Genomic DNA, 12,300 nt, shown 5'->3' on the forward strand with positions numbered 1-12,300 from the left:
GAGAAATTCGGTGAAGCATACAGGCATCCCATGCAGCAGGAGATGGTGTCGGTCAGTGTCTCCATTCCACTGGTGGACTGGGGCGTGAGGAAAGGCAAATACAACATGGCGAGGAACAATCTGAACGTGGTGAAGACTTCTGCCCGGCAGAGTGAAATCAGCATTGAGGAGGAGGTTATCATGACCGTCAGTGACTTCAACGTCCAGCAAGCCCTCGTCGCCAGTGCCGAAGAGGCCCTCGACCTTGCCATCCTGGCGTATAACGAAACCCGCCAGCGCTTCATTATCGGCAAGGCAGACATCAACAGCCTGACCCTCTCGCTGAACCGCCAGCAGGAAGCGCAACGCAATTACATCTCCGCCTTGCAGGACTACTGGCTGAATTATTACAAGATACGGAAACTGACGTTGCACGACTTTGCCAGCGGATTTTCGCTGTCGGAAAAATTTGATTATAATAACTGATGAAACGAGTTTCTTCCTTCACCGTCATAGTGGCGTTTGTCTGCCTTGCTTTGGTAGGGGTGGCGTTGATACCGCTGCTCCCCGTCAAGCTGAATCCGTCACGCAGCCTGCCCGGCTTCACGGTGGGTTTCAGCATGCCTGGCACTTCGTCGCGGGTGGTGGAGATGGAAGTGACCAGCAAGCTGGAATCCATGCTGGCGCGTATCCGCGGAGTGAAGCGGCTGAACTCCACCTCGGGCAACGGCTACGGCAACATTACTGTGGAGCTGGACAAGCATGCCGATGTCGAGGCAGTCCGCTTCGAAGCTTCCACCATCATCCGGCAGACGTGGCCCCAATTGCCCGAAGGTGTCAGCTATCCCACCATTCACATGAAATTGCCCGACGAGAACGCCTCACGCCCTTTCATGTCCTTCACACTGAATGCCCCTTCCACTCCGATATTGATTCAGCAGTATGCCGAGGAGCATATCAAGCCGCGGCTGGCAAATATTCCGGGTATCTATAAGGTGGAACTCAGCGGTGCCACGCCCATGGAGTGGAGACTGGAATATGACAGTGAACAGTTGCGCTTGCTGGGTGTGACCCTATCGGACATCAGCGAGGCAGTACAGCGGCATTACCGGAAGGAATTTCTGGGTACGCACAATGTGGATACAGGTAACGGTAGCCGGGAATGGATACGCCTGACACTGGTGCCGGAGAGCAACTCCCTTGGTTTTAATCCTGCTGCCATCACCGTGACGGCTACCGACGGGAAACTGCTCCGCTTGGACGAACTGGTGTCGGCTGTCCGTATGGAGGAGGAGCCGCAAAGCTATTACCGCATCAATGGGCTGAATTCCGTCTATCTATCCATTACTGCGGAAGAAACTGCCAACCAGTTGCAACTGAACCGTGCCGTGATGGACGAGATGGAAGCTGTTCGGCAGGTACTTCCTGTCGGATATGAAGTGCATACCAGCTATGATGCGACCGAGTACATACGGGAAGAACTGGACAAGATTTACTTCCGTACCGGTTTGACGGTACTCATCCTGCTTGTATTCGTATGGCTCATTACTCGTAAGTTGAAATATCTTTTTCTGATAGTTACCAGCCTGGCTGTAAATATAGCGGTGGCACTTATCTTCTACTACCTCTTCGGACTTGAGATGCAGCTTTATTCGCTGGCGGGTATCACTGTCTCGCTGAATCTGGTGATAGACAGCACCATTGTCATGACCGACCACATTCTGCATCGGCGTAATCTCAAGGCCTTCCTGTCGGTGTTGGCGGCAACCCTCACTACGATGGGTGCGCTTGTCATCATTTTCTTCCTTGACGAGAAGATACGGCTCAACCTGCAGGACTTTGCAGCGGTAGTGATCATCAATCTGGCTGTTTCCTTGATGGTGGCGTTGTTCTTTGTTCCGTCGATGATTGAGAAGATAGGACTGGTGAGGCGGATTACGGGGAAGAAGAGGCGTCTTGTCTTGCCGGGGCTGACGCAAACATTCAAAACAAGGTTGGGACGGATTTTCAGCCGTTTCCCCGTTTATTTCTCCTGCTGCTACTCTGCTCTCATCCGTTTTCTGTGCCGTTGGCGCTGGGCTGTATGCCTGCTGTTGCTGTTGGGTTTCGGTCTGCCCGTTTTTCTGTTGCCCGACAAACTGGAAGGAGGGGGAAAATGGGAAGCTGCTTACAATAAGGTATTCGGTTCGGATACCTATAAAGAGTCGGTGAAACCCATTGTGGACAAGGCGCTGGGCGGCAGCTTGCGGCTTTTCATACAGAAGGTGTACGAAGGCAGTTACTTCACCCGTAATGAGGAGGTGGTGCTCTATGCCAACGCCAACCTTCCCAATGGCAGCACCCTCGAGCAGATGAACACTTTGATGAAACGTATGGAGACCTACCTCAGCCGGTTCAAGGAAATCAGGCAGTTTCATACTTCCATCTACAGCCCCCGGCGTGCCAGTATGCAGATTTATTTCAAGAAGGAAGCCCGGAACAGCGGTTTTCCCTATACACTGAAAGCCAATATGATAAGCAAGGCACTGGAACTGGGAGGCGGCAGCTGGGGCATCTACGGATTGCAGGACCAGGGGTTCAGTAATGACGTCCGCGAGAGTGCCGGCTCCTACCGCATCAGGATGTACGGCTACAACTACGACGAACTCTATGAGTGGGCGGAGAAGCTGAAGGCCAAGCTGCTGACGCACCGGCGTATCAAGGAAGTGCTCATCAATTCGGAGTTCTCCTGGTGGAAGGATGACTATCAGGAATTCTACTTCAACCTGAACAAGGAGCGCATGGCGCAAGAGGGCATCGACGCGCAAGTGCTTTTCTCTGCGGTGCGCCCCATCTTTGGCAAGAATCTGGAGATTGGTTCGGTAGCGGCCGAGCAGGGGATGGAGAAAATCAAGCTCTCTTCCCGCCAGTCTGCCGAATATGACATCTGGGCGATGCAGTTCTTCCCCTATGGAGTAGGAAACGGCAAGCATTACAAGCTTTCCGAACTGACTACTGTGGAAAAGGGACAGATGCCGCAGGAGATTGCCAAAGAAAACCAGCAGTACCGCCTCTGCCTGCAATACGAATATATCGGCTCCAATGAGATGGGCAACAAGATACAGAAACGTGACCTGGAGGAGTTCAACAAACTGTTGCCGATGGGTTATACAGCCGAGTCGGACAGCAACAGTTGGTCATGGGGCGAGAAGGACAACCGCCAATACCTGCTTCTGCTGGTGGTGATAGCCATCATCTTCTTTACGACCAGCGTTCTGTTCAACTCCCTGAAGCAGCCGCTTGCCATCATCTTTGTGATTCCGGTTTCTTATATCGGGGTATTTCTTACTTTCTATTGGTTCCGGCTGAACTTCGACCAGGGCGGTTTTGCCTCGTTCGTCCTGCTGTGTGGCATCACGGTGAATGCCAGCATCTATGTCCTGAACGAGTACAACAGCATTCGACGTCGTTTCCCCCGTCTTTCCGCTCTTCGTGCCTACGTCAAGGCGTGGAATGCGAAGGTCGTTCCTATTTTCCTCACGGTAGTTTCTACCATTCTGGGATTTATCCCTTTCATGATAGGTGAGGACAAGGAGGCTTTCTGGTTTCCATTGGCGGCAGGTACCATTGGAGGACTGGTGATGTCCGTCATCGGCATCTTCTTTTTTCTGCCGGTTTTTGTACTGAAACGGCGTGATGTGAAGAGTAACTATAAATGAGTATTTATAGTTTGTTCTATCGTGAAGTCTTCTGACTTGAATCCGCTGTAATACCTACCGGAGAAGGCAGTGAATTTTAAGACACAGTAGTCGGGATCGGTCACACCTTCGGGATAGTACATGGTGTCGCCTTCCCGCCATATCATCTCTTTACTGGCATTGTCTGTCAGAACCTCCATCGTGCCACGCAGCATTACACCCTTGAAGAAGCGTGCGTTGCAGACGTAAAGGCATGCGCGATTGTTCTTGAGGAACTGCGAAACGCGCATCGACGAGGTGTTTGTTGTCAGGTAGATGTGTTTGATTCCTTCCCTTTTGCGGGCTTGCAACATGGCCTTGATGTTTGGGAAACCTTCGGCATCCACGGAACCGATAAAGATGGTCTTTTCCTTGTCAATCATGTTCCCTACTGTTTTTTCTGCATCTCTCATTGTTTTGTTCTTTTTAATGGGTTTATTGTTCAGGGGACAAAGATAGCTGTCGAGCAGAGCTTTTATGCAATAAAAAACAAGGGGAAAATGTAACTTTTTACGGTTTCTTTGTTTTCCGATAGGTGAGGGGAGTCTGTCCTGTACATTGGCGGAAGCTACGTACAAAGTAGGAGACACTTGAGAAGTGAAGCTCAAAGGCGATTTCTGAAATGGGTAGGTCGGTGTGGGCAAGCAGGTGTTGGGCCTCATCCGTCAGCTTGTTAAGGATGTATTGCTTGGCGCTGATGTTCATGGATGAAGATACGATTTCATTCAGATAGTTGGGTGTGAGGCAGAGATTGTCGGCATAAAATTGTACGGAATGCTGTTCCCGAAAGTGCTTTTCAACCAGTTCGATAAATCGGCTGAGGTGGAAGCTGCTACTGTCTTTAAGGATTTCCTTGTCTGATTCCGGAGGAATAGAAGTGCGGTAGGCACGGTTGAGTAGCATGAGGGCCTCGTAAAGTAAGGCGCGCAATATGCCCGTATCGTGTGGGTGGAAGGAGTCGATTTCGCCCTTTATATTGTGCAGAAGTTGTAACATCCGTGAATAGAGTCCGTCTGGCAGATGAAGTTTGTTTGCCGTCTTTCCCATTCGGAAGAATGGAAGGTGTCGCACGAATAGTGGGTCTTTGAAAAAGGAGGTCAGAAAGGTATCTTCAAAGATTAAAGCATAACCATTGCCGATGCGGTCTGTATCCCAGCTACGTACTTCACCGGGCTTGGAGAAAAATACATCACCGGGAGTTGCTTGGTGTGTTCGGTTGCTGATGGTGAAGTTCCCTTCTCCTTCTGTAATGAAGGTGATGTCATAGTAAGTCAGAATATGTACGCTTCCCTTGGTCAAAAATTTCCGGGTATACTTCAGGTCGACGACATCTATCAGAAGTTCACTTCCGTATTTGGTCTTGTAGAAATTGTATCGGGGGATAACGTTTTTCATGGCTTAACATTGTATAACGGCAGTAAAGGTAGAGAAAAAGCAACTCTGTACAATAGCGAATGTGAAAATATTGGGTAAAGACCGGGAGTTTTGTTTATCTTTGCATCCGCAATTATCAATCGCTTTATAACGGTTGTCTGGAATTATCATATTATGAAACAGAAACGAATACTATTGGTGGGCGGACAATATCTTGTACCCTTCATTTTGATTACTTCTCTTTTCTTTTTGTGGGGATTTGCCCACGCCATCCTGAATGTACTTAACAAGCACTTCCAAGAGATACTGGACATTACGAAGGCGCATTCGGCTTTTATACAGATGATGATGTACATGGGTTACTTCATCATGGCTATTCCTGCAGGGCTTTTTATCAGCCGCTTCGGATACCGCCGGGGGGTGGTGTTCGGTCTGTTGCTTTATGGTATCGGTTCGTTGCTCTTCATTCCCGGACAGCACTATTTGTCCTTCAATCTTTTCTTGTTTGCACTGTTCGTGATAGGCTGTGGACTGACGTTTCTTGAAACCGCCGCCAATCCTTATGCCACTGAGTTGGGAGCAAAGGAGACTGCTGCCAGTCGCTTGAATTTTGCACAATCCTTCAATGGCTTAGGATGTATCTGCGCACCGGTTTTGGCCGGATTGCTGCTCTTCTCGAAGGATGGGCAGGCAGGGGCGGGCAATGTGGCGTTGCCCTACATCTGCATGGGGGTAGTAGTAGTGCTGGTTGCACTGGTTTTTTCAAGAATCAAGTTGCCCGAGATTGAACATAGCGTGGAGGTGGACGAAGCTGGTAATAAGGTAGGACTGTGGTCGCACCGGCTTTTTATTTTTGGATTGATAGCTTTGTTTGCCTATGAAGTCGGCGAGATTTCCATCAACAGCTTCTTCATCAACTACGTGGTGGAGCAGAATTGGATGAATGCCCGCGAAGCTTCCGTAGTGCTTTCTTTCGGTGGACTGGGATTATTTATGTTGGGACGTTTTGCCGGTAGCTGGATTATGGGACGTGTGCGTGCCGAGAAAATGTTGTTGGTGTGTGCTACGGGGACAGTAGTGACTACTTCGTTGGTACTGCTGAATGTAGGGATGATATCGCTTGCTGCTCTGTTGTGCGGATATGCGTTTGAGGCTATTATGTTTCCCACGATTTTTGCACTTTCCTTGCGCGGGCTGGGCAACCATACCAAGAGGGCTTCCTCTTTCCTGATGATGTCTCCCGTGGGAGGCGTGGTAGGTCCGCTGTTGATGGGACTGGTGGCAGACCATACGACGATGGTGTGGGCGTTCATCGTACCGCTGGTTGCCTATTGCGTGGTGTGGGCATATGCCCGCAAGATGGTGTCCGTCTCTACCGCTTCTTCAATATAGAAGGAAGCCTGCGACTCCGGCAAGGATTATCAGTAAGATAGGGTGGAGGTTCCACTTCCACGTCACGCCGAAAGCGGCTGCAAAGATAAGTATGCTTTTGTAATCTATGAAATTTTCCTTGTTCATCAGCAATAGGGCAGCAGCAGCTATCAATGATACGGACATGGGCAGCAGTCCCGACATTGCCGCCTTGATGTATTTGTTGTCCTTGCATTTCACGAAGAAGTAAGAGATGAGCAATACCAGGATGAACGAGGGAAGACATACTGCAATGGTGGTCACGACAGCTCCCCACACGCTTTGAGTAACTGCATAGCCCACATAGGTGGCACTGTTGATGCCTATCGGACCGGGCGTCATCTGCGAGATGGCCACTACGTCCGTGAATTGTTGCAGGGTGAGCCAGTGATGGTGGTCCACCACCTCGTATTGGATGAGGGACAACATGGCGTAACCGCCTCCGAAACCGAACATTCCGATTTTTAGATATACCAATATCAGCTGCCAATAAATCATATCTGTAATTTTCTCAGTTTATCTTTTAACCATAATGTATAGAGCATTCCTCCTGCAATTCCTGCAAGGACAATGTATACGGGGGATAGCCCGAATTGCCAGATGAGTATGGTGGCGATGGCTGGAAGCACCAGTTGCCAATACTTCAGCTTCAGTGCCCGTGCAGCCGAAATGCAGGGTATCACAATCAGTGCGACTACTGCCGGACGGATACCGTTAAAGATGCGTATCATCACTTGGTTGTCTTGAAAATGAGCGAAGAACATGGCTATCAGCATCATGATGACAAAAGAGGGGAGGATTGTGGCAAGTGCACACACCAGGCTACCTTTTACTTTATGCAGCTTGTAGCCGACGAATATGGATATATTGACAGCAAAAACACCGGGAAGTGACTGGGTCAACGCAAACATTTCCATGAAATCTTCTTTACTCATCCATCTCTTTTTTACGATTTCCCGTTCAATGAGAGGTATCATAGCGTATCCGCCACCGATAGTGAACATTCCTATCTTGGCAAAGGTCATAAAAAGCAGTAAATATTTCATTATTTCTCTTCGGGTGACTTTCTTTTGCAAAGAAACCCAAATTAATCAACATATACAAATTAGGGGGATAATATTTATTTATTAATATTTTATATTGCAGGGCTATATTCTTAAATCTATTTAAAAGGAGAATATTCCGTCGTAAATAAGCTTTATCTTTAACACGTAATTACAAATAATATAAATGTAGATATGATACAGATAGTGCAATTACATGGTACGGATAAAAAGCTGTACGAGCTTGTAGCCCCTTTGGTTATGAGCCCGGAAGTGCTGAAACAGAACTACAATTACCCTTTCCGGACATCGGAAGAGTACGAGTGGTTTGTTGCTCTGGATAATAAACATGTTGTAGGTTTTGTGCCGGTGGAGCACAAGAAGTATGAATGTGTCATCAACAACTATTATATTAAGGAAAGGAATGTTGACACGCTAAAATTGCTTCTGGAAAAGGTACTTGAGAAGCAGGGCGAGGAGAGTAGTCTGACGGCTGTTAGCTTTGTTGAAGATAGGGATGTCTTCAGCGAGCTGGGCTTTTTGGAAGACAAGGTATGGACCCGTTATGTGAAAATGAAGAAAAACTGATAATTATGGCTGCACCCAAAAATGTGTATGAACTGGCGCAAGAACGTCTTGATGTGATTTTTAGGGAATTTGACACGATATGCGTCTCTTTTTCGGGAGGAAAAGATAGTGGAGTGTTGCTGAATTTGTGCATAGACTATATCCGCCGGAACCGGCTGAACCGTAAACTGTGTGTATTCCATATGGACTATGAGATACAGTACAGCATGACCATTGATTATGTGGACCGGGTATTGGAGGCGAATAAGGATATATTGGAGGTGTATCGTGTTTGTGTGCCTTTCCGTGTAACGACTTGTACGTCGATGTACCAGAGTTACTGGCGTCCGTGGCAGGAGGATTTGGAGGACATTTGGGTAAGGAAGATGCCGAAAGGCTGCCTCACTAAAGAGACGTTTCCTTTCTACACTCCCGAAATGTGGGATTATGAGTTCCAGATGCACTTTGCCAAATGGCTGCATGAGAAGAAGGATGGAGTGCGTGCCTGCTTTCTCATAGGCATCCGTACGCAAGAGAGTTTTAACCGCTGGCGCAGCATCCATCTGAACCGGAAGTATCAGATGTACCACAATTACCGCTGGACCTCGAAGATAGGCAATGACATTTTCAATGCTTATCCCATTTATGATTGGAAGACGACGGATATCTGGACGGCCAATGGCAAATTCGGCTTTGACTATAACCATTTGTATGACCTATATTATAAAGCCGGAGTCAATATCGAACGCCAGCGTGTGGCAAGCCCTTTTCTTTGTGAGGCACAAGAGAGCCTGAAGCTGTATCGTGTCATCGACCCGAATACTTGGGGAAGAATGATAGGGCGGGTCAACGGGGTGAACTTTACCGGTATTTACGGAGGGACGCGTGCTATGGGGTGGCAGACGGTCCGACTGCCCGAAGGGTATACGTGGAAAGGCTTTATGCAGTTCCTGCTTTCCACCTTGCCGGAAGAGACCCGGAGGAACTACTTGAAAAAGCTTACCGTCAGCATTGAATTCTGGCGTACAAAAGGGGGGTGTCTGGCTGACGAGACCATCCAGAAGCTGAGGGATGCAGGAGTGTCCATTGAAGTGATAAATACCACGAATTACAAGACAAACAAGAAGCCGGTGCGCATGGATTATCTGGATGATATTGACATCGCGGAATTCCGGGAAATTCCCACTTATAAGCGGATGTGCATATGCATCCTGAAGAATGACCATGCCTGCAAGTACATGGGTTTTGCCTTGAACAAGGAAGAGGCATACAAAAGAGACAAGATAATGGAACAATTCAAAAATATGATGTTATGAGCGTAGATAAAAGTCCGGTATATAACGTAAGGGCAATTCCAATAGAGAAAATACAAGCAAACGATTACAATCCGAATGTAGTGGCACCGCCCGAAATGAAGCTTCTGGAGCTTTCCATCTGGGAAGATGGTTTCACCATGCCTTGTGTCTGTTACTATGATGAGGAAGAGGATAACTACATCCTGGTGGACGGTTACCACCGTTATCAGGTGTTGAAGACATCCAAAAGAATTTATCAGCGCGAAAACGGGTTGCTTCCCGTGGTCGTGATTGACAAGGAACTTTCCAACCGTATGGCGTCCACTATCCGTCATAATCGTGCCCGTGGTACGCATAATATCGAGTTGATGTGCCATATTGTTGCGGAATTGGACAGAGCCGGTATGTCTGATGAATGGATAATGAAGAATATCGGAATGGATCGCGACGAAGTGTTGCGTTTAAAGCAAATTTCGGGTCTGGCAGACTTGTTTGCGAACAAGAACTTCAGCATTCCGGATAAGAAAGAAGAGTATGTGGCGGATAAATAAATGAATATTTCAGGGGTGGATTTTTTAATCTGCCTCTTTATATTCATTAACAAGTGAAATATTTCGTTGCAAACTTGCATAATTTAGTCAAATCGCCTACATTTGTCAGCATCAAAACAAACAGAATAGGTCCTATGTGCTTTAAGGCACTATAAAAAACATTACATGAAGAAAATTTTGGTTAGTGGCGGTGCTGGTTTTATAGGTTCTCATCTTTGTACCCGATTGATAAACGACGGGCATCAGGTGATTTGTCTGGATAATCTTTTCACCGGTTCGGAAGGAAATATCACTCATCTGAAGAGCAATCCCCGCTTTGAATTTGTACTGCATGATGTGGAAACCCCTTATGAGGCAGATGTGGACGAAATCTATAATCTGGCTTGTCCTGCTTCTCCCATCCACTACCAATATGATGCCATTAAAACCATCAAGACTTCTGTATTGGGCGCCATCAATATGCTGGGACTGGCCAAAAAGACGAATGCCAAGATATTGCAGGCTTCTACCAGCGAAGTGTACGGTGACCCCGTTATTCATCCCCAAGTGGAAAGTTATTGGGGAAATGTAAATCCAATTGGCCTCCGTTCTTGTTATGATGAAGGGAAGCGTTGTGCCGAGACATTGTTTATGGACTATCACCGCCAGAATGGAGTGCGGATCAAGATTATCCGTATATTCAATACGTACGGTCCTCGGATGTTGCCGAATGACGGACGGGTGGTTTCCAATTTCGTGGTTCAAGCATTGCAGAACCAGGATATTACGATATACGGTTCGGGTAATCAGACGCGAAGTTTCCAATATGTAGATGACTGTATAGAAGGTATGGTGCGGATGATGAACACGGAGGACGATTTTATCGGTCCGGTAAACTTGGGAAATCCGAATGAATTCTCCATATTGGAACTGGCGGAAAAGGTCATTAGGCTGACGAATTCCAAGTCGAAACTGATTTTCAAGCCACTGCCTCATGATGATCCCAAACAGCGTCAGCCGGACATCACTCTGGCAAAGGAAAAGTTGGGCTGGGAACCGACTATAGAGCTGGAAGAGGGTTTACAGTATATAATAGAGTATTTTAAGGAATATCGTTCCTAACTAAATAGTAATTTTGATAACGGGAAAAACAATATAGAAAGATGAACATGGAAATAAATCCTTCCGAATACAAGATTCTCATCGTTGACGATGTGATGTCAAACGTTTTATTGTTGAAAGTGCTTTTGACAAATGAGAAATTCGCGATTGCTACTGCAAGTAACGGGCGGCAAGCGTTGGAACAGGTGGAAAAGGAAAATCCTGATTTGGTTTTGCTTGACGTAATGATGCCGGACATGAGTGGTTTTGAAGTAGCTCAACATTTAAAGTCAAATCCGAATACAGCTGATATTCCAATCATCTTTCTGACCGCACTGAATAGTACGGCAGATATTGTGAAGGGGTTTCAGGTTGGCGCGAATGACTTCATCTCTAAGCCTTTCAATAAGGAGGAATTGATTATCCGTGTTACCCACCAAATATCTTTGGTAGCTGCCAAACGGTTGATTTTGAGTAAGACGGAAGAACTGCAACGTACTATTGCCGGGCGTGACAAGCTTTATTCGGTGATTGCCCATGACTTACGTTCTCCGATGGGATCCATCAAAATGGTGCTGAATATGCTGATATTGAACTTGCCATCTGAGAAAATTGGCGCCGAAATGTACGAGCTTCTGACGATGGCTAATCAGACTACGGAGGATGTGTTTTCATTGCTGGATAACCTGCTGAAATGGACAAAGAGTCAAATCGGTAAGTTGAACGTGGTTTATCAGGATGTGGACCTCGTCGAAGTGACAGACGGTGTCATTGAGATTTTCAGTATGGTGGCAAGCCTGAAGAAGATAAGAATCCGCGAGATGAAACCGGAAAAAATGATGGTCAACGCTGATATTGACATGCTGAAGACAGTGGTCCGTAACTTGTTGAGTAATGCCATTAAGTTCAGTAAGGAGAACTCAGAGGTACTGGTGAAGATGGAGGAAGTAGATGGTATGGCAGTTGTCAGCGTCCAGGATTATGGCTGTGGCATCAGCGAGGAGGGGCAGAAGAAGTTGTTGCATACTGATACGCATTTCAGCACGTTCGGCACGAACAACGAAGAAGGCTCGGGACTGGGCTTGTTGCTATGCAAGGATTTTGTCGTGAAGAATGGCGGTAAACTGTGGTTTACTTCCAAGGAAGGCGAAGGCTCCATATTCAGCTTCTCTATTCCGGTGAAGAAGTGATAACGAAGAAAATAGAACGGATGGTCCGTTGAAGTAAAACAGACCATCCGTCAGACTCAAATAGACCGTCTGTTACGGTCGTGCAGACCATCTGT

The 12,300-nt window shown here is 47.2% G+C and carries 12 protein-coding genes; 8 read left to right on the top strand and 4 right to left on the bottom strand.

Going from position 1 to position 12,300, the window contains the following annotated elements; all coding sequences use genetic code 11:
* The coding region (locus tag DWZ67_RS03540) for a TolC family protein (protein ID WP_165852454.1) at positions 1-465 on the top strand (465 nt) is incomplete at its 5' end.
* Entirely contained in the window at positions 465-3,677 is a 3,213-nt protein-coding gene (locus tag DWZ67_RS03545; protein ID WP_120138152.1) for an efflux RND transporter permease subunit, read from the top strand. The genes DWZ67_RS03540 and DWZ67_RS03545, both read left to right, overlap by 1 nt.
* Here the strand turns inward: DWZ67_RS03545 and DWZ67_RS03550 are convergent.
* On the bottom strand, positions 3,668-4,108 hold the full coding sequence (locus DWZ67_RS03550) for a pyridoxamine 5'-phosphate oxidase family protein (protein ID WP_016273562.1): 441 nt from the start codon (positions 4,106-4,108) through the stop codon (positions 3,668-3,670). The genes DWZ67_RS03545 and DWZ67_RS03550 overlap by 10 nt on opposite strands.
* 97 nt (positions 4,109-4,205) lie before the next feature.
* Positions 4,206-5,090 (bottom strand): AraC family transcriptional regulator, encoded by an 885-nt coding sequence (locus DWZ67_RS03555; RefSeq protein WP_120129090.1) that lies wholly within the window; start codon positions 5,088-5,090, stop codon positions 4,206-4,208.
* Between the two features lie 153 nt (positions 5,091-5,243).
* Between DWZ67_RS03555 and DWZ67_RS03560 the strand changes: the two genes are divergently transcribed.
* Positions 5,244-6,461, top strand: a complete 1,218-nt coding sequence (locus tag DWZ67_RS03560; RefSeq protein ID WP_044468192.1) for a sugar MFS transporter — start codon at positions 5,244-5,246, stop codon at positions 6,459-6,461.
* On the opposite strand, the gene DWZ67_RS03565 is transcribed toward DWZ67_RS03560, so the two are convergent.
* A complete protein-coding gene (locus tag DWZ67_RS03565; RefSeq protein ID WP_005825387.1) occupies positions 6,453-6,977 on the bottom strand; it encodes a chromate transporter in 525 nt (174 codons plus the stop codon). The genes DWZ67_RS03560 and DWZ67_RS03565 overlap by 9 nt on opposite strands.
* A complete protein-coding gene (locus tag DWZ67_RS03570) occupies positions 6,974-7,525 on the bottom strand; it encodes a chromate transporter (protein ID WP_005825383.1) in 552 nt (183 codons plus the stop codon). Before DWZ67_RS03570 ends, DWZ67_RS03565 begins: the two co-directional genes overlap by 4 nt.
* Positions 7,526-7,717: 192 nt before the next feature.
* Here DWZ67_RS03570 and DWZ67_RS03575 point away from each other — a divergent pair, with 192 nt between their 5' ends.
* The 5 genes from DWZ67_RS03575 (at position 7,718) to DWZ67_RS03595 (ending at position 12,205) form a co-directional block, all read left to right on the top strand.
* A complete protein-coding gene (locus tag DWZ67_RS03575) occupies positions 7,718-8,110 on the top strand; it encodes a hypothetical protein (protein WP_087332530.1) in 393 nt (130 codons plus the stop codon).
* A 5-nt stretch (positions 8,111-8,115) separates the two neighbouring features.
* Positions 8,116-9,405 (top strand): DUF3440 domain-containing protein, encoded by a 1,290-nt coding sequence (locus DWZ67_RS03580; RefSeq protein WP_087332529.1) that lies wholly within the window; start codon positions 8,116-8,118, stop codon positions 9,403-9,405.
* Positions 9,402-9,935 (top strand): IbrB-like domain-containing protein, encoded by a 534-nt coding sequence (locus tag DWZ67_RS03585; protein WP_005825377.1) that lies wholly within the window; start codon positions 9,402-9,404, stop codon positions 9,933-9,935. Before DWZ67_RS03580 ends, DWZ67_RS03585 begins: the two co-directional genes overlap by 4 nt.
* Positions 9,936-10,100: 165 nt before the next feature.
* Positions 10,101-11,036 (top strand): UDP-glucuronic acid decarboxylase family protein, encoded by a 936-nt coding sequence (locus DWZ67_RS03590; protein WP_005825375.1) that lies wholly within the window; start codon positions 10,101-10,103, stop codon positions 11,034-11,036.
* Positions 11,037-11,077: 41 nt separating this feature from the next.
* The gene (locus DWZ67_RS03595) at positions 11,078-12,205 is read left to right on the top strand and encodes a response regulator (RefSeq protein ID WP_005836562.1); all 1,128 of its coding nucleotides are present in this window, start codon (positions 11,078-11,080) and stop codon (positions 12,203-12,205) included.
* The last annotated feature ends 95 nt before the right edge of the window (positions 12,206-12,300 follow it).

The sequence above is a fragment of the Bacteroides sp. AF34-31BH genome (assembly GCF_003602795.1).
GTDB lineage: Bacteria > Bacteroidota > Bacteroidia > Bacteroidales > Bacteroidaceae > Bacteroides > Bacteroides uniformis.

Bases quoted from the DNA above. Each gene is read 5' to 3' on its own strand.
- DWZ67_RS03545 (WP_120138152.1), top strand. From the start codon at position 465: ATGAAACGAGTTTCTTCCTTCACCGTCATAGTGGCGTTTGTCTGCCTT.
- DWZ67_RS03550 (WP_016273562.1), bottom strand. From the start codon at position 4,108: ATGAGAGATGCAGAAAAAACAGTAGGGAACATGATTGACAAGGAAAAG.
- DWZ67_RS03555 (WP_120129090.1), bottom strand. From the start codon at position 5,090: ATGAAAAACGTTATCCCCCGATACAATTTCTACAAGACCAAATACGGA.
- DWZ67_RS03560 (WP_044468192.1), top strand. From the start codon at position 5,244: ATGAAACAGAAACGAATACTATTGGTGGGCGGACAATATCTTGTACCC.
- DWZ67_RS03565 (WP_005825387.1), bottom strand. From the start codon at position 6,977: ATGATTTATTGGCAGCTGATATTGGTATATCTAAAAATCGGAATGTTC.
- DWZ67_RS03570 (WP_005825383.1), bottom strand. From the start codon at position 7,525: ATGAAATATTTACTGCTTTTTATGACCTTTGCCAAGATAGGAATGTTC.
- DWZ67_RS03575 (WP_087332530.1), top strand. From the start codon at position 7,718: ATGATACAGATAGTGCAATTACATGGTACGGATAAAAAGCTGTACGAG.
- DWZ67_RS03580 (WP_087332529.1), top strand. From the start codon at position 8,116: ATGGCTGCACCCAAAAATGTGTATGAACTGGCGCAAGAACGTCTTGAT.
- DWZ67_RS03585 (WP_005825377.1), top strand. From the start codon at position 9,402: ATGAGCGTAGATAAAAGTCCGGTATATAACGTAAGGGCAATTCCAATA.
- DWZ67_RS03590 (WP_005825375.1), top strand. From the start codon at position 10,101: ATGAAGAAAATTTTGGTTAGTGGCGGTGCTGGTTTTATAGGTTCTCAT.
- DWZ67_RS03595 (WP_005836562.1), top strand. From the start codon at position 11,078: ATGAACATGGAAATAAATCCTTCCGAATACAAGATTCTCATCGTTGAC.